The sequence below is a fragment of the Starkeya sp. ORNL1 genome, from assembly GCF_012971745.1.
In the GTDB taxonomy this organism is placed as follows: Bacteria; Pseudomonadota; Alphaproteobacteria; order Rhizobiales; family Xanthobacteraceae; genus Ancylobacter.
The window spans coordinates 1,793,569-1,817,382 of record NZ_CP048834.1 but is presented as its reverse complement, the minus strand read 5'-3'; the positions used below and the strand labels follow the sequence as shown (position 1 = coordinate 1,817,382).

The window sequence follows — 23,814 nt, the reverse complement described above, 5'->3', positions numbered from 1 at the left end:
CATGCCCGGTACGCCGGCCCGTGACTGGCTGCGCGTCAGCCCGCGCCGCGGCCGTGGCGCCAGGCAGGTGCTGATCACCCGGATCCTGGCGACGGTGGCGGCGCATTATGATGTCGAGCCCGCCGAGATCCTGGCGCATCGCCGCACCGCCGGCGTGGTGCTGCCGCGCCAGGTGGCGATGTATCTCGCCAAGACGCTCACCGGCCGCTCGCTGCCCGATATCGGCCGGCGCTTCGGCGGCCGCGACCACACCACCATCCTGCATGGCGTGCGCAAGATCGCGGCGCTGCTGCAGCGCGATGCGTCGCTGGCCGAGGATGTGGCGGCGCTGACGGCGCTTCTGGTGGGTGGGAGGGAGGGCGCTCGGCTGGAGCATCCTTCGAGGCCCACGCAGGGCGTGGGCACCTCAGGATGACGTGGCTTTTGGAGACGAACCTCATCCTGAGGTGCGAGCGAAGCGAGCCTCGAAGGATGCTGCAGCAGGGCACCCTCTCATGAGCCACCCGTGGATGCCGTTCTATGTCGCGGACTATCTCGCCGATACCGGCCATCTCAGCACCGCCGAGCATGGCGCCTACCTGCTGCTCATCATGCATTACTGGCAGAACGGCGCGCTGCCGGATGATGAGAGGAAGCTTGCCCGCATCTGCCGGCTGCCCGAGGAGGAGTGGGCGGCCGCGCGCGAGACCATGGCCGGGCTGTTCGGCGAGGCGTGGACCCACAAGCGCATCGATACCGAGCTCGCCCGCACCGAGGAGCGCTATCGCAAGCGCGTCGAGGCCGGGCGGAAAGGTGGCCTCGCCAAGGCGAACGCACAGCCGCGCCACCCTCCGGCTGAAGCCGAGCCGGAGCAATGCCACACCAACCACAACCACAGCCACAAAGAGGAAGATTCCCCCGTACCTCCTCCGGAGGTCCGGCCCCCGCGCCATTCCGGACGCGGGGCTTTCCTCGCCGACGACTGGCAGCCGAGCCCGGCCAATATCGACTGGGCGGCGGCCGAGCTCGGCGGTGTGGCGGCAGCGGCGCGCACGTTCGAGCGCTTCCGCAACTACTGGCTGGCCAAGGCCGGCAAGGACGGGCGCAAGCGCGACTGGGAGCTGACCTGGCGCAACTGGGTGAATGAGGAGGTGGACCGTGCCAACCGCAACGCCCAGCGCAGCGCCTATCGCGGCCCGCCCACTGCGCGATCCCCCCATGACGCTCTCATTGCCGCCGTGGCTGAGCGCGTGCTTGGCGGCGATGACCGGGCATCCGCCGATGATCCCCGCGATGATGGCGCTGACGGCCGAGCAGCGGGAGGTCATCGGCTGTTACCTCAAAGAGCTGGATGAGCGGCTCGCCCCGGCCACCGAGCGCGAGGTGGGCGCGAGCTTCACCGCGCTGCTGCTGGCCTTCCCGGCGCAGCCGCTGAGCGAGGCGGCGGCGAGGATCCGCGCCGGCGCCTATTTCGAGGCGCTCGACGGCGAGCCGGCCTGGGCGATCGCGCGGGCCGGCTCGCGCTGGCTGCGCGGCGAAGTGGAGGGGAACCTCGCCTTCGCGCCGAGCCCGCCGCAACTGCGCCGGCTGGTGGAGGCGCAGACGCTTCCCGTGCGCCACCAGGCGGCGCGGCTGCGGCGCCTGCTCGGCGCCGGGGTGGAGTGCGTGGCGACGATTCCCGAGGAGCGCCGCGCCGAGCTGGCGGCGCGCTTCAAGGCGCTGGTGCGTTCGCTCGGCGCCTGATTCCCAAGTTTCGCAGGAGAGATCAGCCGATGGCGAAGTCCGGCCACGCCTATATCGCCGACTATGTGCGCGAGCGTGGGCAACCGAGGCGGGGAGCCGCCCGCTGGGACCACGACCGCCGCGCGCTCGACGCGCCGCCGGGCGCGGTGACGCTCGATGACGTGGTGCGCGATCCCGAGGACGACGCTCGCATCCGCGTGACGCGCAATGTGCGCGGCGACCCGCTCGGCGCGCTGTGGGCGCGGCGGCAGATCGACGAGCACCAGTTCATCGCCGGCCGGCATTGGCAGCATCTGCTGGAGGAGGCCGGCACTGCCGGCGTGCGCGCGCTCGACACGACGAAGGAGCGGGTGGATGGCGGGGCACTGTCGTTCGAGGGCCTCACCGACCGCCAGCTCCGCGCCGCCCGCGAGCTGCGCCGCGCCGTGGCCGGCCTCGGCGTGCAGCCGGCCCTGGTGGCGCGGCTCATGCTGGAGCAGGGCCTGAGCATCGCCCAGATCGCCCACGCCATGGGCACGCCGACGGCGCGGGGCCGGGACCGGCTGGGCTGGCTGCTGCGGATGAGCCTCGATGAACTGGCGGTGGGGTTTGGCTATGCGGAGCGGGTGGGGTGAGGAGTGGTCGGGGGTGGGCATCCTTCGAGGCCGCTTCGCGGCACCTCAGGATGACGTCGCGTTTAAAAACCACGTCATCCTGAGGTGCGAGCGTTTGCGAGCCTCGAAGGATGCTCAAGCAGATGACCCTCACCCCCGATCCGTCCCGTCCAGTATCTTCGTGATCCGGTCCGGAGCGCCTTCGACTTCGATGCCGTGGTCGCCGGCGAACCAGATGGTGGTGCCGCGGCCGGACTTGGTCAGGAAGCGGACGGCCTCCGGGTTCACATAGATGAAGTCCCCATCCTCGGTTCGTCGCAGGCGGCAGAAATTGGTCATGGGGGTCTCCCGGCTTGAGTCGCGGCGATCCGGCACTTTGGCGCGCGCGGTGTCAAGCCGAGACCTTCCGGAACGTAATTCCGACTGGACCATGCGCCGGCGGCCGAGCAGACTGGCTGCCTCGGCGTACCGCGAAGACAGCCACAACCGGAATGATCGGCGACGGGAGACAGCGCGCATGGCGACGGACATCAAGCTCGACGAAGGTGACGGCAACTGGCTCATCATCGAGGGCAGCGTCCTGAAGACGACGGCCTCCGACCTGATGCTCGACGCCCCGGGCCGCCGCCGCCAGACCGGCGGTCATCGCCGGGCGCTGGTTCATGATTCCACCGACGGATTGAGCATCAACTTCAATGGTGACTATCCGGGCGGCGTTTCCATGGGCGGCAATCTGAATGTCGCGGGCGACATCCGCTGGGCGACGTCGAGTTCAAGCCCGCAGAACCTTTCGCAGGTGATCAAGGGGATCAAGGATCAGATCCGCAGTTCGCCGGCGCTCGATGCCGAGCGTTTCACGCGCCTCGAGCGCACGCTGGAATCGCTGGTGGCGCTCGTCAACGCGTCGATCGTACCGCCGTGGGGCACCGTGGAAGAGGTCGAGAACGGCGACGACATGGGCATGTGGCTGATGTCGGCCTCTTCGCTCGGATTTACTATCCAGTATCGCGACCGGCAGGGAAACAATTTCCAGGGCGGCCCGTCCGATTATGACCCGGAAGTTCTCTTCTATAAGAATGTTGCGTGGAGCGAGCCGCCCGCGGGCACGGCCATGCCCCGAGGCAGCACGATTGTCGTTGTCGTCGAGGACCGCCAATAGCGTTGCCTATCCGGAACGTGCCTATCCAGGAAACGCGTTGAAGCAGGAAGGGTGCAGCGCCATGGCGGGCACGACGCTTTCGGTTCGGCAACTGGGTCGTCACATCACGGCGGGACCGGCCAATCCTTCCAGCCTGCGCGCACTCCTGAGGCGCCCGGCTGGCAGGATCCAGCTATCGGTGCAGCCGATGACGCTCTCCGTCATGACGCACAACATGGCGCTGCTGGTGGCTCCGGGAAATTATCTCGGCACTGACCGCGACGGCGCCATTGCCGAGATCATCGCCCAGATCAGCGCCCGGTTTCCCGACGTCGTCGGCCTCTGCGAGGTGTTCTCCGATGGCGAGCGCAAAACCATCCGCAACAGCCTCAGACACATTTATCCGTTCTTCCGCGAGGGGCCCGACGAGGCCGATCTCGAATCCGATGGCGGGCTGCTGTTGCTGAGCCGGCATCCGATTACGGTCGCGCATGATTTCATCTATCGCGACTGCGACGGCCCCGACTGCTTCGCCAACAAGGGGATGATCCATATCCGGATCCAGGCCGCGTCCTGGCCGACGCCGGTCGATGTGTTCTACACGCACGCGCAGGACATCTCGACCGGCGACGGGGTGAGCACGCTCTATAGCCAGATCCACAATATGAATGTGTTCATCGGCACGCACGGCCTGCCCAGGATTCCGAAGCTCATCATGGGCGACCTCAATATTCCCGCCCACGTGCCGCAGCATTACGCCAGGCTGCTGATCGGGCTCGGCGGGGTGTGCGATTGCTGGACGCTGGTCGGCAACTCCATTGAAAGCGGGCCCACGGTGGTGACCGACACCAGCTTCCACGAGGATGCCGATGACCGGCCGGCGCGAAACGAGCGTCTCGACTATGTGCTGCTCAAGGCCGAGCACAGCGCGATCCCGATCGTCTCGAAGGTCGAGGTGCTGCGCATCCAGCGCAATGGCCGGTTCATCTCCGACCATTTCGGCGTGCTCGCGAGCTTCGACAAGGTTGGGTTGGTCAGTGGGTGAGTTGGGGGCGGTGCTCGGGGATGGGCATCCTTCGAGGCCCGCCGATGGCGGGCACCTCAGGATGAGGTTGTTCTTTTTAAGATGAACCTCATCCTGAGGTGCCCACGCCTCGCGTGGGCCTCGAAGGATGCTCAAGCCGAGCGACACCCGGCTACTCGTTCAACTCCGCCGCCGCCGCGATCACCTCGGACACGATCGCCGCCACGTCCTCCTCGGTGGTGCGGTGGTTGACGAAGCACGCCCGCAGCGCGAACCCGCCATCGATGGTGGCGTTCGAGATGAACACCCGGCGGCGGGCGATCACGCGGCGCAGGATCGCCTCATTGTCCTTGGCGCGGTGGCGGAAGCACACCGCGCTGAGCGGCACCGGGGCGAGCAGTTCCAGCTCGGGGTGCGCCGTCACGCTGTCGGCCAGCAGCCGGGCATGGGCAAGGTCGCGGCCGATGGCGTCGCGGAAGGCGCGGCGGCCGTGATATTGCAGCGACATCCACAGCTTCAGCGCGCGGAAGCGGCGCGACAGCTCGATCGATTCCTCGAAGAAGGCGAACACCTCGCCGGGGCTCTGGTTGAGCGCCTTCACATAATCGCCGCTGTGCGCGAAGGTCTCGCGCGCCACGCCGGCATCGCGGAACAGCAGGCAGCCGCAATCGACCGGCTGGTACAGCCATTTATGGGCGTCGAGCGACAGCGAATCCGCCTGCGCCAGCCCCTCGAACTGCTCGGGCGCGGCGAGCGCGGCGAGGCCGCCATAGGCACCGTCGACATGCATCCACAGCCCCTCGCGCCGGGCGAGCGCCGCTATCTCCGGCAGCGGATCGATGGCGCCGGTCGCCACCGTGCCCGCGGTGGCGACGATGGCGATCGGGGTGCGGCCCGCCGCGCGGTCCCGCGCGATGGCCGCCTCGAGCGCACCCATCCGCATGCGGAAACTGGCATCCACCGGGATCAGCCGCAGGTTCTTGCGGCCGAGCCCCAGCAGCGCCACCGCCTTGGGGATCGACATGTGCACCTGCTCGGAGGCGTAGATGACGCCCGGCCGGGCGCCGTCCTCGTTTGCCGGCAGCGTCGCCTCGCGGGCCATGGCGAGCGCCATGAGATTGGCGGCCGAGCCGCCGCCGCAGAGACTTCCGGTGAAGCCGGCGCAGCCGACCGCCTCGGCCAGCCAGCCGACCACGGCCTGCTCGATGGCGACCGCGGCGGGCGCCGAGCGCCACGCCGTGACGTTCTGGTTCAGCACCGCCGCCAGCAACTCGCTGATGGCGCCGACCGGCTCGCCGGAGCCGAACACATAGCCGAAGAACTTGCCGCCGGACGGGCGGATATGGTCGGCGATGGTGGTGAAATCGCCGAGCACTTCGGCCCCGCGGCCGTCTTCCGCCCAGGGCCGGGAGAACAGCCGCGCCGTGGTCTCGCCGCTGGTCGACGGATAGGCGGGGCGCTGCTCGACGCCGGCCCAGTAGGCGCTGGCGAGGCCGGCGGCTTGCTCCAGCAGAGCGGAGAGTTCCTGGTTGGAGATGTCCAGCGCGCGCATGGGGTGCTTCCCGGGTGGATTCGTCGGCAGGCTATGCGGGCGGGTGGGGGAGGGCAATGCGGGGGCGGAGGTGGGGTGGTGCGCTGGGGTGGGTATCCTTCGAGGCCGCTTCGCGGCACCTCAGGATGACGTCGTATTTATAACCACGTCATCCTGAGGTGCGAGCACAGCGAGCCTCGAAGGATGTTGAAGCAGCGCACCCGCCACCGCCATCGCACCGCATGCCGTTCGTTTTGAAAAGACCACGCCATCCGGCGGTGCCAGCGTAGCGAGCGTCGAACGACGCCGGCCTCGGGTCAGCCTGGAAGGCTTCCAAGCTGGCTTGACGGCGCCGCCGCATCCGATTTCAACTGCGGCGGCTGATCTACCGATAACGAGGTGAATTCCCTCGGGGCCGCTTGCCCCTCGACCGTTGCGGAGAAAATCGCAAATGGAACGAGCACAAGCCGTGGCGGGGCCGACAATCCCCGCGCCAGACAAGATCCAGATCACGCTGGTGGTCAATGGCGAGGCGAGGGCGCTGAAGGTGGCGCCCTGGACCAGCCTGCTCGACGCGCTGCGCGACCATCTCGACCTCACCGGCACCAAGAAGGGCTGCGACCACGGCCAGTGCGGCGCCTGCACGGTGCTGGTGGAAGGCCGGCGCATCGTCTCCTGCCTCACCTTCGCGGTGATGAAGGACGGTGCCGAGGTCACCACCGTCGAAGGGCTGGAGACCGACGGGACGCTGCATCCGGTGCAGCAGGCCTTCATCGACCATGATGCCTTCCAGTGCGGCTACTGTACCCCCGGGCAGATCTGCTCGGCGGTCGGCCTGATCAGCGAGGGCAAGGCGCACACCGCGGACGAGATCCGCGAGCTGATGAGCGGCAATCTCTGCCGCTGCGGCGCCTACCCCAACATCCTCGCGGCGATCCAGCAGGCGATGGGCGAACTCGTCGCCAGCAACCAGCCGGCGAATACCCGGCAGGGGGCGCGGCCATGATCAATTTCCAGTATGCGCGGGCCAGCGACGTGGCCGACGCGGTGCGGCAGATCGCGGCCGCGCCGGGTGCCAAATTCATCGCCGGCGGCACCAATTTGATCGACCTGATGCGCAAGGATGTGATGCGGCCGGAGCGGCTGATCGACATCTCGCGGCTGCCGCTGAAGACCGTCGAGGACACCGCGGAAGGCGGCCTTCGCATCGGCGCGCTGGTGCCGAATTCCGACCTCGCCTATCACCCTTTGATCGCGCAGCGCTATCCGCTGCTTGGCAGCGCCATCCTCGCCGGCGCCTCGCAGCAGCTGCGCAACATGGCCTCGACCGGCGGCAACCTCTTGCAGCGCACCCGCTGCGCCTATTTCTACGACACCGTGACGCCCTGCAATAAACGCGAGCCCGGCAGCGGCTGCTCAGCGATTGCCGGCCATAACCGCATGCACGCCATACTCGGCACCAGCGAGGCCTGCATCGCCACCCACCCCTCCGACATGTGCGTGGCGCTTGCCGCGCTCGATGCAAAGGTGCGGGTGGCCGGGCCTTCCGGCGAGCGCGCCATCGCCTTTGCCGACTTCCACCGGCTGCCCGGCGACACCCCGCAGCGCGACACCAACCTGGCGCCCGACGAACTGATCGTCGCCATCGAACTGCCGGCGCGGGGCTTTGCCGCCAACTACTCCTACCTGAAGATCCGCGACCGCCTCTCTTATGCGTTCGCGCTGGTGTCGGTGGCGGCAGCGCTGGACCTCAGCGGCGGGCGGATCCGCGAGGCGCGGCTCGCACTCGGCGGCGTGGCGCACAAGCCGTGGCGCGACCGCGCGGCGGAGGCGGCGCTGCAGGGGCAGGAGCCGGGACCGGCGAGCTTCGGGCGGGCCGCCGACGTGCTGCTGCACGCCGCGAAGGGCTTTGCCCATAACAGCTTCAAGATCGACCTCGCCCGGCGGGCGATCGTGCGCACGCTGACCCAGGCGGCGAATGCGACGCCGCAGTCGCAATCCGACAAGAGGATCCGGTGAGCAGCCATGGAAAAATACATCGGAACCGGCGCCTCCCGCATTGACGGCCGCGCCAAGGTGACCGGCGCCGCCAAATACGCGGCGGAGCACAATACGCCCGGCCTCGCCCATGGCTATGTCGTCACCTCCAGCATCGCCAAGGGCCGCATCGTCGGCATCGATGCCGGCGCGGCGCTGCGGGTGGCCGGCGTGCTCGACGTGTTCTCCCACCAGCACCGCCCGCACATGGCGCGCAGCGACGAGGCGTACAGCGACGACGCGGCGCCGAAGGGCTCGCCGTTCCGCCCGCTCCATGACGACCTCATCGTCTTCAACGGCCAGCCGGTCGCCCTCGTGGTGGCGGAGGAGGCCGAGATCGCGCGCTACGCCGCCTCGCTGGTGCGCGTGACCTATGAGGAGGAGCCGCACGCCACCGATGTGTTCGGCACCCACGAGGATGTGGTGCTGGAGCCCACCGCCACGCCGCCGGACAGCATCTTCGGCCCGCAATTCCCGCGCGGCGACGCGCTGGCGGCCTATGCGGCGGCCGCGGTGCGCCATGCCGGCGAATATTCGACGCCGATCGAGCACCACAATCCGATGGAGCTGTTCGCCACCACCGTGGTGTGGGAGGGCGGGGGCAAGCTCACCGTGCACGACAAGACCCAGGGCGTGCAGAACGTGCAGCGCTATGTGTGCAGCGTGCTCGAATTGAAGTCCGAGGATGTGCGGGTGACCTCCGCCTATATGGGCGGCGGCTTCGGGGCGGGCCTCAGGCCGCAATACCAGGTGGTGCTGGCGGTGCTCGCCGCGCTGGGGCTGGAGCGCTCGGTGCGCCTGGTGCTGACCCGCCAGCAGATGTACGGGCTCGGCTATCGCCCCGCCATGATCCAGAAGATCGAGCTGGGTGCGACCGGCGAGGGCACGCTGGACGCCATCGCCCACGACGCGGTGACCATCACCTCGCAATATGAGGACTTCTTCCGGCAGGAGACCGGCTGGTCCGGCCTGCTCTACAAATCCAGCAATGCACTCTACCGGCACCGGCTGGCGCGGCTCGATTTGCCGACCTCGTGCGACATGCGCTGCCCCAGCGCGGCGACCGCCATGTTCGCGCTGGAGAGCGCGATGGACGAGCTCGCCATCAAGCTCGAGATCGACCCGCTGGAATTGCGGCGGCGCTGCTATTCCGACCGCGAGCAGCACCACGACCGTCCCTACAGCAGCAAGAACCTGCGCGCCTGCTACGAAGAGGGCGCACGGGCGTTCGGCTGGGCGAAGCGCAACCCGGCGCCGCGTTCGACCCGCGAGGGCAGGGAACTGGTCGGCTGGGGCATGGGCTCCGGCATATGGGAGGCGCTGCAGGTGCCGGTCGCGGTGCGCATCGTGCTCTCCGCCAATGGCCATGCCGAGGTATCGAGCGCGGCCTCCGATATCGGCACCGGCACCTACACCATCATGGCGCAGGTGGCGGCGGACATGCTGGGCCTGCCGATGGAGAGCATCAGCGTGCGGCTCGGCGATTCCACCCTGCCGCAATGCCCGATCGAAGGCGGCTCCTGGCTTGCCGCCTCGATCTCGAACGGCATCGTGACCACGGCCGAGGCGATCCGCGACGAGGTGTTGAAACTCGCCGGCTCAATGCCGGGCTCGCCGCTGGCCGGCCTTCGCGCCGACGAGGTGGAGCTGGCCGGCGGCCGGCTGGTGAGCAAGCGCGACGCCTCGCGCGGCGTCTCGATCAGCGACGCCATGCGCCATGGCGGCGCGGAGCGCATCGACCAGCTGAAGACCACCAAGTTCGACGACGACCATTCCAAGGCGCACAACGCCCATGCGGCGGTGTTTGCCGAGGTGAAGGTGGACGAGGAGATCGGCATCATCCGCGTGACCCGGGTGGTGAGCGCGGTCGCAGCCGGGCGCATCCTGAACGCCAAGACCGCGCACAGCCAGATCATGGGCGGGGTGGTGTGGGGCATCGGCATGGCGCTGCACGAGCAGACCGTGCTGGACCACGGCTTCGGCCGGGTGATGAACGCCGACCTCGCGGAATATGCCGTGCCGGTGCATGCCGACGTGCACGACATCGAGGTGATCTTCGTGGAGGAGCAGGACCCGACCATCAACGGGCTGGGCGTCAAGGGCCTCGGCGAGATCGGCATTGTCGGCGTGGCGGCGGCGATTGCGAACGCGGTGTACCACGCCACCGGCACCCGGGTACGCGACCTGCCGATCACGCTCGACAAGCTCAGGCGCTAGTATTCCGCGGTAGATTTCGCGGCGAAAACATGGTGCTTCCCTACCGTTTTACGTGGGCACAACGTGTCGCGGGCAGCAACTGGTCGTGTGGTTAATCACGCGAATTGGCTGCAAGATGTCTTTTTTCGATGCTCGATTGTCAGTCCGACTGCGGGTATTGCGGCGGCTTTGTGTCGGATAGTGGCGATCCTGTGGTGTGAGCGGCGGCCGGGTCAAAGTCGACTCAACTATTTAAGAGTTAATTCCGCCGAGTATCGTCAGGGCGATGTACTGACAAAATGATGTTATTCTTATCATTTGATGACAAATGTTCTGAGCACGAGTCGATAAATTACTTTATTGATCTCATGTATTCGCCTCATATCTCCTTTCCCGTCACTGGGGGAATTTCATGCCGATTGCTTGCGGAAAGCATGCAATAATCCCATTTCATTATTTAGCAGTTGAAATCGAAATAAAACGAAGCTAATGTCCGGTCGCTGGGAATTAAGTGGCTGACTTGAGGGCAGGGCCGTTTGTCGTCGTTGCACTCGCTATGGGTGACGGGCGCGGTCCCTGCCACGAATTCATGAACTTTACCTAACGTAAGGTCGGTTGGCCGGAGCACTCGTGCTCTGGTTACGCTGGCGCTCGCATTCTGGCGAGCGCTGCACTGTCGCCGTGGTCGCGCCACTCGGCTCGAGCACCGCTTTGTCACGCCGTGCAGACGGTTTGGTCGCGTAAAGAGTAGGTCGGCCCTCTACCGATAAACCGGTCATCTGTTCTGCTTTTACAGGGGGGTAGACATGAGGAATATACCGGTAGTCTCTGATTTTTCGTCGACCGAAAACAGGCCGCCTCAGTATAACGTGGCGATCATCGGCGGCGGCCCGGGAGGGCTGTTCACCGCATGGCACCTCGCGTCCAAGGCGGGCAATGCCTGCAAGGTCACCATCTACGAGGCCAGCGAGCGGCTGGGCGGCAAGATCGTCACCCGGGAGTTCGCCGGCGCCGGGATCTATGAGGCCGGCGTCGCCGAGATCTACGACTATTCGGCGCTCGGCCCCGACCCGTTGCGCAATCTCATCGAGAACGAGCTGGAACTGGAGATCAAGCACATCTCCGGCGGCGCCTGCATCCTCGATGGCAAGATCATCGAAGATTGCGAGCATCTGACCGAGAGCTTCGGCGAGGTCACGCAGCAGCAGGTCACCGCCTTCCGGCGCAAGTGCGAAGAGATGCTGAAGCCGGGCGACTATTATTCGAGCGCCCGCGTCGTCGACAATACCCATCCGTGGGCGCGCATGCTGGGCGAAGACGTCATCGCCGAGGAGATGACCGACGAGATGGCGCGCCGCTATGTCCGGGTCATGGCGCACAGCGACGTCGCGGCGCCACCGCACCTCACCAACGGCCTGACCTTCCTGAAGAACGCGCTGATGGATTCCACCGGATACATCGACGTGTTCTCGGTGGTCGGCGGCAATGAGCAGATCGTCGACAGCCTGGTCGAGGAACTCGACGCCGACGTCTGCTTCAATGCCGCGCTGACCTCGGTGCGTCCGCTGTTCGACGGCACCTACCAGCTCGGCATGTGCATCAATGGCGAGCCGCAGACCATCGCCGCCGATTATGTCATCCTCGCATTGCCGCTCACCGCATTGTCGATCATCGACTGGCGCTCGCCGCATCTGCAGCAGGCGATGGCGCGCCACATCAATTACTTCGATCGGCCCGGCCATTATCTGCGCGCCACCTTGCTGTTCGAGCGCCCGTTCTGGCGCGAGGTGCTGCCCGGCGCGTGGTGGATGCTCGACGCCTTCGACGGCTGCTGTGCCTATGACGAGGGCGCGCGCAACGAGATCGGCCAATGGGGCGCGCTCGGCTTCCTGATTGCCGGCAATGCGGCCCTCGGCCTCGCCAACATGTCCGACGAGGCGATCGAGAAACTCTGCCTCGATGCGCTGCCGCCGGAGCTTGCCATCGGCAAGCGCCTGATCGTGGACAGCCGCATCCATCGCTGGATGGCGTCGGTCAATGCCATTCCCGGCGGCTATCCGGTGCGCAGCGCCTTTGTCAATCACCGCCCGGCGGCAAGCCAGCTGCCCGGCCTCGCCGTGGTCGGCGACTACATGTTCGACGCGACGCTGAACGGCGTGCTGGATTCCGCGGACGCCGCCACCGACATCCTGCTGGCCGACATGCTCGCCAAGCGCCACGTCCACCGCGCCGAGACCACCGGCATCCCCGCGATCTGCCAGTGGTTCGTGGGCGGCGACGAGGCGCAGAACGCGGTGTTCGATGCGGGCTACCTCGCCCGCATGCTGGACCTGGTCTGGGGCGTGCGCCCCGGGGCGCGGATCCTGAACATCGGCTCCGGCCGGGGGCGGGTGGTGACCGCGCTGCGGGCGCTCGGCTTCGACGCCATCGGCATCGAGCCGAACCGCTCGGTGTGGAGCGACACGCCGAAGGACGCCCAGGCGTTCAATCTCTGCTGCACGCTGGACGAGCTCAAGCTGCCCGCCGGCTATTTCGATGTCGTGCTTGACACCGGGCTGTGCCGCTTCGAGCGGGCCCAGCTCGGCGACGTGCTGAAGGAAGTGCGGCGGGTGACGCGGCGCGGGCTAGTGCTCGGATCCGTCACCACCGATTTGCCGATCGAGTTCATCGAGCGCAAGCAATTGCTCGCCGGCATGGGCACGCTTGCCTCGCGCTGGGACTGGTCGGACCAGCTGCTGGCGGTCGGCTTCGGCTTCGCGCTGGCCGATCCGCAGCGGCTCGATGTCGCCTGGAAGCAGTCGGTGGAAGCCGGCGCCGCGCCCGGTGAGTGGTACGAGGATCCGGAGAGCCTGCTCTATTGCTTCTTCGATGCGCGGGCGGGCGCCGAGCAGGACCTCGCTGCCATCGAAGCGGCAGAGCGGATCGTGCGGGAGCACCTCTATGAGGACCTGCGCGTTCCCGCCGGCATCGTCGTCGCCGCCGAGTAACGGTGCGGCGAGCGCTCGCATAACGCATCAATTCCCTGAGTAAACCCACTTGGTTAGGGAGGCTGACCATGCAAAAGAGCAATGTCATTCATCTGCCCAATGTCGAAGCCAAGAGCTGGCGCGTACAGTTCAAGTTGAACCCGACCGTCGCGGACGAGCGCACCATCGCCATCCACGACCCGCGCAACATCTTCGCCCGATACACGCCGGCCGACATCCGGACGCCGCCGGCAACCGTGACCGACGATGGCGGCCGCTCGCTGGCCGTGCTGTGGATGCCCCCCGGCGCCTCGCCCGATCTCGAGACGTCGTGGATCGCCGATATCCCCGCCGCCAGCACCGCGTCGAGCCGCGTGGTGCGTGCCGGCCTGAGGACGGCGCGCGTGGTGTGGACCGACACCCGGGCCATCATCTATGCCGCGGCGGAGCAGCTCGACGAAGCGCTGGATGCGGTGGCCCGCTTCACCGTGGTGGAGCGCGACACCCGCGTGCTCGAGGCGAAAATGGCCAGCCTCTGGCCATGCATCGACCGCGACACCCGGCTGACCCACACCGTGCGCCAGCGTGACCAGTGGCTGCGCAAGGGCAAGGTGAACCGGCTGACCGACAACGTCACCCAGATGGCGAGCGCGGCCCTGCGGCTGGAGGCGTCGCTCGAACAGCTCGATCCGGGGCTGCAGAGCAACTCGAAGCGGCTTTTCGCCGAGCTCGCGCTCCAGGCGGAGCTCGAAGACCGGCTCGAACTGCTGGGCGAGCCGATCGACTTCGCGGTGGAGCATTACGAGCTGATCAATTCGCGGATGATCGAGGCGAAGCAGGCCAGCAGCAGCCTGACCGTCGAGGTGGCGATCCTGGTCGCCCTGCTCGGCGACCTCGCCTTCATCGCCTATCCCTATGTGGTCGGCACATGAAACCGCCTGGAGGACATGCCATGAACACACTCAAATATGTGGCGTTGCCGTGCGGGATTTTGCTCCTGCTCACGGTTACGCTGTTCGCCTCCGATGCCGAGCTGACCGCCACGGAAATCCGTGCCCGGGTGATCGGCAACACCGTCGTCGGCGTCGAGGACGGCAAGTATTACGAAGAGTATCTCCAGCCGAACGGCATCATCGCCGGGCGCAGCCGGCAGGAGACCTATCGCGGCTGGTGGCGCATCGACGCCAACAAGCTCTGCTTCGCCTATGAGACCGATGACGAGGACGCCAGCAAGGACTGGGATTGCAACACGGTCAGCCTCAATGGCGACCGGGTGACCTGGGACGGCGAGGAGCATGCGCGCCTCGTGCCCGGCCGCCTGCTCTCGAGCATGCGCACGACAGCCGCAAAGCCGGCGCCGCAGCAGGCTTCCAAGAAGCCGAACTGACACGACGCCGAACTGGCAAGAAGCGCCACCCGAGCCCTCCGGCCGGGTGGCGCACGTGCTCGCGCATGCCCCGGTGGGGAAGAGTGCTTTTGTTTGAGTGACAACATCCGAACGATGGATGAGTGCTCTGAATTCGTGAGCATGTTCTAGTCGCAAAAGTCATTCAACTTTTTCAGGAAACTATTTTATCTTGGTATTCGATAGTGGTGCCGGGCCGAGCCTGCGGGTGTGGCCATGGATATCTCGTTCAAAGGCAGGAAGGCCGTCGTCACCGGCGGCAGCCGCGGCATCGGGCGCGCGATCGCGCTTGCCCTTGCCCGGAACGGCGCCGACGTGGCGATCTGCGCGCGCGGCGGCGACGCATTGCGGTCCGCCGAGGTGGAACTGCGGGAGCTTGGCGGGACGATCTTCGCCATGGCCTGCGACGTGGGCGACGGACCGGCATTGACGCGCTTCATCGAGGCGGCGGCGGGTGCACTGGGCGGCATCGACATTCTCGTCAACAACGCCTCCGGCGTCGGCCTGAGCGATGACGAGGAGGGCTGGCTTGCCAGCATCAATATCGATCTGCTGGCGACCGTGCGCGCCAGCCGCGCGGCGGTGCCGTTCATGGAACGGGCCGGCGGCGGCAGCATCGTCAATATCGCCTCGATCTCCGGGCTGATGGCGGTGGCGCGTGCGCTGCCCTATGCCGCGGTGAAGGCGGCGATCGTCAACTACACCAAGGGACAGGCGCTCGCCTTGGCCGCACGCCGCATCCGGGTCAATGCGATTGCGCCCGGCTCCATCGAATTTCCCGGCGGGGTCTGGGACCAGCGCAAGCACTCAAATCCCGAGCTCTATCGGGCCACGCTCGGGAAGATCCCCTGGGGGCGCTTTGGCGGGCCGGAGGAAATAGCCAGCGTGGCGCTGTTCCTGGCCGGCGACATGTCGAGCTGGGTGACCGGGCAGACCATCGTGGTGGATGGCGGCCAGATGCTGAGTTGAGGGGAACACCGCCCGGCAATCTGCCGAATTGCCAGGCGGTGCCAGGCCCCCTCGCGAGGGCTGCGGGCGACGGATCCCACAGTCAACGCGTGTGTATAGATGAGCTTGTCGATGTGACAGTTGTAAGTCATTCTTACGCTTAGGCTTAATTCCCCGTTGATGTCGGTAAAATGGGAGCCTCACATGCAGAAGCGCGAGATTGAGGAAATTGCCGATTCCGTCATGCGGCTGGCTCAGCCCGGGATAGGGCGAAAGAAGCTCATGGGCGCGGTGCGCAAGGAGCATCCCAACGCTTCGAAAAAGGACGTGGTCCGCGCCGCCTTCTATGCGCTCATCGCCCATGCCGACAGTGACGTGGAGCGGGCTTTTCGCCTGCACGAGTTCGCGATGATCGAGCGCAAGTCCGACGAGGACGACGAAGAAGACGACATCTAGCGAGCGCGGCTAGGCTCCTGCCGGCCAAAGGCAAGGCGGGGCCCGGTCAATTAATACTGAATTCAAAAGACGTATCGGGGCACGCCCAAAGCGTGCTACTCGTATACCCCTTAGGTTGTGCGCGCTCAATCATGAGGGGCAGACGATGAGATTCTTGCTTTCGCTGGCCGTAATGGCCCTGTTGGCTATCCCGTCCGCGGTCATGGCCACGCCGCTGGGGCCGTCGCAGGCGGCCGCGATCGGCCAGCCGGAGTCGGTGCTGACCGAGGTGAAGCACGGCGGCGACCATGGCTCCGGTGGTTATGGTGGCGGCGGTGGTTATGGTGGCGGCGGTGGTAGCCATAAATACTATCAGGGCAACAATTACTCGAACAAGAACTATAACAACAAGAATTACGGCAACAAAAACTACGGCAACAAAAACTATAACAACAAGTATTATCCGAACAAACATTACAACAACAAATATTACGGCCGGCCGAATTATCGCTATGACCAGGGGCATCGCTATTATGGTGGGCCTCCCGGCTGGCGGCGCTATGGCTATCGCCCGGACAATTGGGGCCGTCGCGGCTGCATTCTGATCGGGCCGTACTGGTTCTGCCCGTGATCGGGGCGTAGCTGGCGACCTGGTTTGCCAGTGTGAGATGCAAGGCGAGCGCCCGGATGTCGAATCCGGGCGCTTTTCGTTTCGGGCGGGCGGTGCTCGGGGGTGGGCATCCTTCGAGGCTCGCTGCGCTCGCACCTCAGGATGACGTTCATCTGAAGGAACCACGCCATCCTGAGAGCCTGACCGAAAACTCCAATTGGCCCTCATCCCCGGACTTGATCCGGGGATCCAGCCCCGCCGCATGCACCCGGTCGAAGTCTGGATCCCCGGATCAAGTCCGGGGATGAGGGTGGATAGGTGGCTCCTTCAATGGATGAGTCAGGCTCTCGGGATGAGGTCGCCTTTAGCGCCGCCTATCCTCTTGCCGGCCAGTCGCCCAGCAGCGTGATGCCGAACCGCGGCGCGGCGGCCTTGAGGCGCTCTATATCGGCGGCGGTCGGTGGTCCCGCCGCCTCGCCCTTGGCGAGTTCACGGCCGGCTTCGGCGAGAAAGCGCTCGAACACGCTCGGCGTGCCGATCACCAGGTAGCGCGCGGGCTCATCGCGGGGGTTCATCAGCTGGTGCGGGATGCCGCGCTTCAGGAAGATGCTCTCGCCCGGCGACAGCGTCCGCGCCTCGCCATCGACGATCGCGGTCACCTGTCCTTCGATGACATAGACCGTCTCGTCATCATCGGCATGGACATGGATCGGCGTCCTGGTCTGCCCGCCGCTGCGGTTTTCGAACAGGCAGAATGCGCCTTGCGTCTCATCGCCGGAAACCAGTCGCCTGATGGCGACGCCGGCGAGCACGAATTCCCCAGGTTCGGCATCTGTCATTGAATTTCACCCGCTAGCGCCCGCCGCGATCATCGAGCTTGAGATTATCGATGGTTTCCTCCTGCGGGGCCAATGCCTTCGGCGCGCAACTCGGCACCGCCCGGCGCATCCGCTCCAGCGCGGCTTCGATGGTCGGGGTGCGCGCCTGCTGTTCCTCGATGTGCCGGGCGAGACCGCAGCAGCGCGCGCCGGCCTCCGGCCAGCTGGTATCGGTCCAGAATGGCCGCGCGGTCGAGCAATAGCCGATCGTGGTCAGGAGCGAGGCCGCGTAATAATACGAATCGTCGATGCCATCGGAGAGCCCGGCCTGCGGCGTGACGCTGTCGTCGGCGTTGAGGCCGATGGTCAGGCCGAATGCCAGCAGGCGTTCCAGCGCCGGCTTGGCCAACTGGCGCCGCTCTTCCGAGACGTGGTTCCAGCCGAGCTTCAGGATGCGCGCCACGTCATAGGCGTGATGGTTGGTCAGCACGCCGTTCTGCAGCCAACCGTAAGGGTATTCCTGATCGGCGATGGCAAGGGTGGTATCGAAGATCTTGTCCCAATACCGCACGTCGCCGTGTCGATAGGCGACGATGTGATAGGTGATGCTCAAATCGAGGGATTTGCGCAGCTGGCCGTCCGATTGAAACCAGGCGCCCCAGTATCCGGTTTCCGGATCCTGCCACATCTCGACGAATGCATTGAAGACGTCGGCATAGGCCGTGAGCGGACGGTGGACTACGAAGTCGCTGACGTAGTTCCTGAGCCGCTCCTTGTAGAGCACTTCGGCCACCATCGAGGCGGTGGCGTTCAGCTCGTCGCGGAAATTGACGCCAGTCTTGGCGATATCGGAGATCAACAGGCCGTCGAGATACGAGATCAGCATTTCGGGCGTGGAGATCCGCCTGAGGACGGCGAGATGCGTGTATTTCGGCGGCGTGCTGGATTCCGAAAACCGGTTCAGTGCAGCGACCATGGCGTCGAGCTTCTTGAACCACTCGTCGTAGCACAGGCCAAAGGAGCCATCCGTCGCCATCTGCTCGAGCGCGAAGCCCTGATTGGTGTCGCCGAGGCTCAGGCGCAGAAACCACAGGTTCTTCTCCGCGCGGGTGAATTCCGCGGTGGAATCGAGGATCCAGTCGGTCTCGTTGACGATCTGCGCGGAGCACTGCATCGGAAATCCGCGCGCCTGCAATTCGTAGAGGCGCTGCTGCAGGCCGGCCAGCTCGGCGGCCATGGGCGCCTTCTTGCGCAGCCAGTCCGGATCGTATTTCAGGAATTGCTCGGTGATGAAGGCCCGCGTCGCCACCGGCTCGCCGTTCGCAGCGACGGCGCCGCCGGGGGCGATGAGCAACAGCGCAATAAACGACAGCGCGATAAACACGATGCGCGCTTGGCTGTGTGTGTGCATCTCGCCACCTTCGGACGGATCCCAGCAAACGCACATTAACCTGCATGGCGTTCGCATGGGAGCCCGCCAAGCGACTCCCGGCAGGCGTCAGGCGGCACGTTCAGTGAGGAGCCGGCGCAGCATGGTCGCGGCGAATTCGATATCCGCCTTGTCGCCGCTCTCGGCCCCGGCGCGCAGCGCATCGGCGACGCTGTGGACGCTCTCGCCGCGGTGGTTCACCGGGAAGCTGCCATCGATATAGGCCGAGGCGTCGGACAAGGTGGTCAGCGGGCGGCCACGACGCGGGCGGATCGGCTCCGGCAGCTTGGCATGCCAATAATCGGCCTGTCGGCGTGCGTAATACATGGTGCAGCCTCCGTTGAAAATCGACGGCGCCGCCGGAGCGGAGGTCGGGGCGCCTGCCGTAACCAGTTGAAACTCCACCCTTCCAGATGATCTGCATCGCTATACGTAGCGACAACGCTTGCCGCTGCCGGCAGTTCCAGCGCAGATCGATCCGGAGGCGGTGGCGAAGGCACGTGAACGAGCCGCAGGCAATGGAGCGGGGGCTGTCCACAGGGCGTTTTGACCTGTCAGCACCGCTGCATATGATCTTGATCGTGGATTGTTGCGCCCGGATGTCGTGTCCGGGCGCTTTTTTGTTTCTTCCCTCCATCCATCGTCATCCCGGATGGCCGCAGGCCGAGCCGGGATCGCGTGAAAGTTCCGCACAACACCTTCTTGCGATCCCGGCTCTGCGGCCGGGATGACGGCTGCGGGACGGAGACGAGCGAGTGATCGATGCCAGCACTTCCCAACCGCCGCCATGAACGCCTCGCCGAGGCGCTTGCCGCGGGCATTCCCCCAGACGAGGCACTGATCGTCGCCGGATACAAGGCACGCGGCATCGCGGCGCGGCTGGCGGGCAGGGCGGATATTGCCGGGCGGGTGAGGGAACTGGTCGGGGCGCACCAGGTGCCCCCACCCCAACCTTCCCCCGCAAGCGGGAGAGGGGGCATGGCGCACACGGTGGCTGAGATGAACACCCTTCCCGCCGTCATCCCCGGCCCTGTGCCGGGGATCTCGATTCCCGGTAGCGCACCAGAGACCGAGATCCCCGGGACAAGCCCGGGGATGACGGCTGCTCTGGAGGCGAGCGCGTCTGTCGCCGATCTTCCATCACGCCCCGCACCCACAAGGCAATGGGTGCTGGAGCGCCTGGTCGACAATGTCGAGCGCGCGCTTCAGCTCGCCGACCCGAAAGACCCCGCCACTGAGGCCTCCGCCCGCACCAAATATGACGGCAGCGTCGCCAATCGGGCGCTGGAACTGCTCGGCAAGGAGCTCGGCATGTTCACCGAGCGCTCGGAAAACCAGCACACGCTCCATGACATCTCGGACCAGCCGCTCACCCCGGACCAATGGGCGAAACGCCATGTCGGCGACGCCTGAACCCACCCCCAACGCGCCGGAACCCGCCATCGTCTGGCGCCCGCAGGAGGGCCCGCAAAAGGCGCTGGTCGACTGCCCGCACACCGAGGTGTTCTTCGGCGGTGCGCGCGGCGGCGGCAAGACCGATGGCGTGCTCGGCAAATGGGCGCTGAAGGAACGCCGCTATGGCGCCGACTTCAACGCAATCATGTTCCGCCGCACCACCATCGCCTCGGAAGACGCCATCGAGCGCTCGAAGCAGATCTATGAGCCGCTCGGCGCCAAGTATAATGAAAGCAAACGGCGCTGGCGCATGCCCAATGGCGGCCGGGTTTCCTTTGCTTATCTCGACAGTGTCGACGATGCCCAGCAATATCAGGGCCGCAACCTCACCGATGCCTGGGTGGAGGAGGCCGGGCAATATCCCGACCCGGCGCCGATCGACCGGCTGTTCGGCACGCTGCGCTCCGCCGCCGGCGTGCCGGTGCAACTGGTGCTGACGGCCAACCCCGGCGGGCCGGGCCAGCACTGGATTTCCGAGCGCTACGGCCTGGTGCCGTTTCCGCGCAAGCCGCAACTGGCGAGCCGCACGCTGCGCTCCGGCAAGCGGCACGTCGCCGCCGTTATCCCCTCGCGCATCACCGACAACAAGCTGCTGCTCGAAAGCGACCCGGATTATATCGACCGGCTGCAACTGGTCGGCTCCGACGCGCTGGTGCGGGCCTGGCTGGAGGGCGACTGGGCGGCGATCGAAGGCGCGTTCTTCGATTGCTGGGATGCGCGCACCCATATCGTCGAGCCGTTCGCGGTACCGAAGGGCTGGACCCGGTTCCGCTCGTTCGACTGGGGCTCGGCCCGCCCGTTCTCGGTCGGCTGGTGGGCCATCGTCGGCGACGACCACAAGGCCGGCAGCATCCGGCTGCCGCGCGGCGCGCTGCTGCGCTACCGCGAATGGTATGGCGCGCGCGGCGCCAACAAGGGGCTGAAGCTCACCACCGAGGAGGTGGCGCGCGGCATCATCGAGCGCGATGGCGGCGAGGCCCTTGCCTATTCGGTGGCCGACCCGGCGATCTTCACCGCCGACGGCGGGCCCTCGCGCGCCGAGATCTTTGCCCAGCATGGCGTGCATTTCATGCGCGCCGACAACAAGCGCGTCTCCGGCCATGGCGCGATGGGCGGCTGGGACGAGATGCGCCAGCGGCTGAAGGGGATGGGCGGGGTGCCGATGCTGTTCGTCTCCGCCCATTGCCGCGACTTCATCCGCACCGTGCCGGTGCTGCCGCACGATCCCGCGCGCCCGGAAGATATCGACACCGACGCCGAGGACCATATCGCCGACGAGGCGCGCTACGCCTGCATGAGCCGCCCCTGGGTGGCCGATGCGGGCGCGCTGGCTCCCCGCCGCGCCCGCGACTGGTTCGGCGATCCCGAAGATGACGCCGCGAGCGCGGCCGCGAACTGGAAGATCCTGTGATGAAAAACTCCAAACTCGACGACGCCGCCTACCACAGCCTGCTGATCGACCGTTTCCTCGATGCCGAGGATGGCAGCGAGGCCGCGCGCAGCGGGGCGCAGGCGCATATCGATTATTATGACGGCAAGCAGTGGACCGACGAGGAGGTGCGCGAATTGAAGAAGCGCGGCCAGCCGGCGATCACCTGGAACCTCACGCGGCAGAAGATCGACTATCTGCAGGGCCTGGAGCGCACCCAGCGCACCCGGCCGCGCGCGCTGCCGCGCACCCCGCTGCACGAGGCGGATTCCACCGCCGCTACCGACGCGCTGCATTATGTCTATGACGACACCCGCTATGAGGAAGTGCGCTCGCGCGTGTGGGGCGACATCCTCAAGGCCGGCTGGGGCGGGCTCGAGATCACCGCCGAGCCGCGGGCGGGCGAGGGCGGCGGCACGGGCGATATGGGGATGGGGATGGGCCTCATGCCCGGCACGCCGGACATCTCCATCATCGCCCGGCGCTGCGCCTGGGACCGCATGTTCTGGGACCCGTATTCCTCCGAGGATGATTTCGCGGATGCCGCCTATCTCGGCCTCGTCATCTGGATGGACCGCGATGCGGCGATCCGCGAATTCGGCGAGGGCGCGGCCGAGGTGTTCGACGAGACGGTGTCGCTCGGCAGTGTCGGTGGCACCTTCGACGACAAGCCGAAGGCCCAGAGCTGGGTGAGCGGGGCGGGCCAGCGGCGCCGGGTGCGCGTGGTGCAGATGTATTACATCGCCGACGACGGCGAGTGGGATTACGCCTATTTCACCAAGGGCGGCATTCTGATGAGCGGGCCCTCGCCCTGGGTGGACGAGAATGGCCGGCGCGAGCACCCGTTCTGCTGGCGCGCCGCCTATGTGGACCGCGACAACAACCGCTACGGCCCGATCCGCGACATGGTGGATCTGCAGGACGAGGTGAACAAGCGCCGCTCCAAGGCGCTGCACCATTTCACCGCGCGGCAGACCTATGGCAACCAGAAGTTCGCCGCCAATGCCGCCGAGAACAAGCGCCAGCTGGCCCGGCCCGACGGCCACGTGACGATGCAGGGCGAGGCCGAGTTCGGCCGCGACTTCGGCATCATCCCCACCAGCGACCAGGCGCAGGGCCATTTCCAGTTGCTGGCGCAGGCCAGCGCCGCCTTCGAGACCGTGGGCCCCAACGCCTCCATGCTGGGCAAGAAGGACGCGGTGGAAAGCGGGCGCGCCATCCTCGCCCAGCAGCAGGGCGGCGTGATCCAGATGGGCACGCTGACCGACGCGCTGCGCCAGATGGACATGGGCGCCTATCGCAAGATCTGGAACCGCGTGCGGCAGTATTGGAACGCTCAGATGTGGATCCGCGTGACCGACAATGAGCAGAATTTGCGCTTTGTCGGGCTGAACGGCGCGCCGCAGCTGGACCCGCGCACCGGCATGGTGATGCCCGGCCCGCCGGTGGCGGCCCTCGACGTGGACATCATCCTCGACGACGCCCCGACCGGCATCGCCCTGATGGACGAGCAGTTCGCGCTCTTGGTGCAGCTGAAGCAGTTCGACGCCAACAACGACCTGCCGCTGAAGACCCTGATCCAGGCCGCCCCGAACCTGCGCAACAAGCAGGAATTGCTGCGCGGGATGGAGGAAGCGAGCGCGGCGCCGCCGGACCCGATGATGGTGGCGGGGGCGCAGGCCGAGGTGGCGGAGAAGCAGGCCGAGGCGCAGTTCAAGCAGAGCGCGGCGCTGCGCAACATCGCGGAGGCGCAGCGGGTGCAGGCGGAGCTGGCGCTGATGGGCGTGCCGGTGGCGCCGATGCAGGCAACCCCGCCGCAGGTGGCACCGATGGGGCCGGGCCCTGGTCCCATCGGCGCCGGTCCGATTGGCATGGACTCGATGCCGATGGGACCGATGCAGGACCTGCCCATGGAACCGCAGCCGGGGCTGATGGGGCTGATGCCGGGGGCGCCGGCCGGGGCGATGCCCGGCGTTCCCGCGGCGATGGATTCCGGAATGCCGGCGGGAATGGCTCCCCACGCGCCGCCCGGCATGGCTCCCGAGGCGGCCGCCGGCCCGCCGGTCTATTGAGCTGCC

22 protein-coding genes and 1 pseudogene are annotated in these 23,814 nt (G+C 66.6%); 18 read left to right on the top strand and 5 right to left on the bottom strand.

The window, feature by feature from the left end:
- Positions 1-82: 82 nt before the first annotated feature.
- The 4 genes and pseudogenes from G3545_RS29660 to G3545_RS08840 form a co-directional block, all read left to right on the top strand.
- A pseudogene (locus G3545_RS29660) lies at positions 83-322 on the top strand (helix-turn-helix domain-containing protein); the annotation flags it as partial.
- A 172-nt stretch (positions 323-494) separates the two neighbouring features.
- A complete protein-coding gene (locus tag G3545_RS08850) occupies positions 495-1,334 on the top strand; it encodes a DUF1376 domain-containing protein (protein ID WP_170011719.1) in 840 nt (279 codons plus the stop codon).
- The gene (locus tag G3545_RS08845; RefSeq protein WP_170011717.1) at positions 1,273-1,722 is read left to right on the top strand and encodes a hypothetical protein; all 450 of its coding nucleotides are present in this window, start codon (positions 1,273-1,275) and stop codon (positions 1,720-1,722) included. Before G3545_RS08850 ends, G3545_RS08845 begins: the two co-directional genes overlap by 62 nt.
- 29 nt (positions 1,723-1,751) lie before the next feature.
- Complete coding sequence (locus tag G3545_RS08840; protein ID WP_170011715.1) at positions 1,752-2,336, top strand: hypothetical protein; 585 nt, start codon at positions 1,752-1,754, stop codon at positions 2,334-2,336.
- Positions 2,337-2,465: 129 nt separating this feature from the next.
- Here the strand turns inward: G3545_RS08840 and G3545_RS08835 are convergent, their stop codons facing one another.
- Positions 2,466-2,654: a hypothetical protein gene (locus G3545_RS08835; RefSeq protein WP_170011713.1), complete on the bottom strand. Its 189-nt coding sequence runs from the start codon at positions 2,652-2,654 to the stop codon at positions 2,466-2,468.
- Positions 2,655-2,832: 178 nt separating this feature from the next.
- Between G3545_RS08835 and G3545_RS08830 the strand changes: the two genes are divergently transcribed.
- Positions 2,833-3,474 (top strand): hypothetical protein, encoded by a 642-nt coding sequence (locus G3545_RS08830; protein ID WP_170011711.1) that lies wholly within the window; start codon positions 2,833-2,835, stop codon positions 3,472-3,474.
- A 187-nt stretch (positions 3,475-3,661) separates the two neighbouring features.
- A complete protein-coding gene (locus tag G3545_RS08825; protein WP_170011709.1) occupies positions 3,662-4,498 on the top strand; it encodes an endonuclease/exonuclease/phosphatase family protein in 837 nt (278 codons plus the stop codon).
- Positions 4,499-4,649: 151 nt separating this feature from the next.
- On the opposite strand, the gene G3545_RS08820 is transcribed toward G3545_RS08825, so the two are convergent.
- Positions 4,650-6,029, bottom strand: coding sequence for an aminotransferase class V-fold PLP-dependent enzyme (locus G3545_RS08820; protein ID WP_170011707.1), 1,380 nt, complete (start codon positions 6,027-6,029; stop codon positions 4,650-4,652).
- Between the two features lie 430 nt (positions 6,030-6,459).
- Here G3545_RS08820 and G3545_RS08815 point away from each other — a divergent pair, with 430 nt between their 5' ends.
- The 9 genes from G3545_RS08815 (at position 6,460) to G3545_RS08775 (ending at position 16,626) form a co-directional block, all read left to right on the top strand.
- Entirely contained in the window at positions 6,460-7,014 is a 555-nt protein-coding gene (locus G3545_RS08815; RefSeq protein ID WP_170011705.1) for a (2Fe-2S)-binding protein, read from the top strand.
- Positions 7,011-8,027: a xanthine dehydrogenase family protein subunit M gene (locus G3545_RS08810; protein WP_170011703.1), complete on the top strand. Its 1,017-nt coding sequence runs from the start codon at positions 7,011-7,013 to the stop codon at positions 8,025-8,027. The genes G3545_RS08815 and G3545_RS08810 overlap by 4 nt, the downstream gene beginning before the upstream one ends.
- Before the next feature lie 6 nt (positions 8,028-8,033).
- The gene (locus G3545_RS08805) at positions 8,034-10,262 is read left to right on the top strand and encodes a xanthine dehydrogenase family protein molybdopterin-binding subunit (RefSeq protein WP_170011702.1); all 2,229 of its coding nucleotides are present in this window, start codon (positions 8,034-8,036) and stop codon (positions 10,260-10,262) included.
- 848 nt (positions 10,263-11,110) lie between these two features.
- A complete protein-coding gene (locus G3545_RS08800; RefSeq protein WP_246702743.1) occupies positions 11,111-13,228 on the top strand; it encodes an FAD-dependent oxidoreductase in 2,118 nt (705 codons plus the stop codon).
- Between the two features lie 68 nt (positions 13,229-13,296).
- Positions 13,297-14,139 carry a hypothetical protein gene (locus G3545_RS08795; protein ID WP_170011700.1) on the top strand — a complete coding sequence of 281 codons (843 nt, stop codon included), beginning with the start codon at positions 13,297-13,299 and terminating at the stop codon, positions 14,137-14,139.
- Positions 14,140-14,159: 20 nt separating this feature from the next.
- Positions 14,160-14,594: a hypothetical protein gene (locus G3545_RS08790; RefSeq protein ID WP_170011699.1), complete on the top strand. Its 435-nt coding sequence runs from the start codon at positions 14,160-14,162 to the stop codon at positions 14,592-14,594.
- Positions 14,595-14,828: 234 nt separating this feature from the next.
- Complete coding sequence (locus G3545_RS08785) at positions 14,829-15,581, top strand: SDR family NAD(P)-dependent oxidoreductase (RefSeq protein WP_170011698.1); 753 nt, start codon at positions 14,829-14,831, stop codon at positions 15,579-15,581.
- Between the two features lie 183 nt (positions 15,582-15,764).
- Complete coding sequence (locus G3545_RS08780; protein ID WP_170008851.1) at positions 15,765-16,016, top strand: hypothetical protein; 252 nt, start codon at positions 15,765-15,767, stop codon at positions 16,014-16,016.
- A 145-nt stretch (positions 16,017-16,161) separates the two neighbouring features.
- On the top strand, positions 16,162-16,626 hold the full coding sequence (locus tag G3545_RS08775) for a hypothetical protein (protein ID WP_170011697.1): 465 nt from the start codon (positions 16,162-16,164) through the stop codon (positions 16,624-16,626).
- Positions 16,627-16,979: 353 nt separating this feature from the next.
- Here the strand turns inward: G3545_RS08775 and G3545_RS08770 are convergent, their stop codons facing one another.
- From G3545_RS08770 to G3545_RS08760, 3 genes are all read right to left on the bottom strand, one after another.
- Positions 16,980-17,444, bottom strand: coding sequence for a cupin domain-containing protein (locus G3545_RS08770; protein ID WP_170011695.1), 465 nt, complete (start codon positions 17,442-17,444; stop codon positions 16,980-16,982).
- A gap of 13 nt (positions 17,445-17,457) precedes the next feature.
- Positions 17,458-18,834, bottom strand: coding sequence for a hypothetical protein (locus G3545_RS08765; RefSeq protein WP_170011693.1), 1,377 nt, complete (start codon positions 18,832-18,834; stop codon positions 17,458-17,460).
- Between the two features lie 87 nt (positions 18,835-18,921).
- Positions 18,922-19,179, bottom strand: coding sequence for a hypothetical protein (locus G3545_RS08760; protein WP_170011691.1), 258 nt, complete (start codon positions 19,177-19,179; stop codon positions 18,922-18,924).
- Positions 19,180-19,614: 435 nt separating this feature from the next.
- Between G3545_RS08760 and G3545_RS08755 the strand changes: the two genes are divergently transcribed.
- From G3545_RS08755 to G3545_RS08745, 3 genes are read left to right on the top strand one after another with little or no spacing between them, the layout of a single operon-like run.
- Positions 19,615-20,265, top strand: a complete 651-nt coding sequence (locus tag G3545_RS08755) for a hypothetical protein (protein WP_170011689.1) — start codon at positions 19,615-19,617, stop codon at positions 20,263-20,265.
- The gene (locus G3545_RS08750; protein ID WP_170011687.1) at positions 20,249-21,718 is read left to right on the top strand and encodes a phage terminase large subunit; all 1,470 of its coding nucleotides are present in this window, start codon (positions 20,249-20,251) and stop codon (positions 21,716-21,718) included. Before G3545_RS08755 ends, G3545_RS08750 begins: the two co-directional genes overlap by 17 nt.
- Positions 21,718-23,808, top strand: a complete 2,091-nt coding sequence (locus tag G3545_RS08745; protein WP_170011685.1) for a hypothetical protein — start codon at positions 21,718-21,720, stop codon at positions 23,806-23,808. Before G3545_RS08750 ends, G3545_RS08745 begins: the two co-directional genes overlap by 1 nt.
- Positions 23,809-23,814 lie beyond the last annotated feature (6 nt).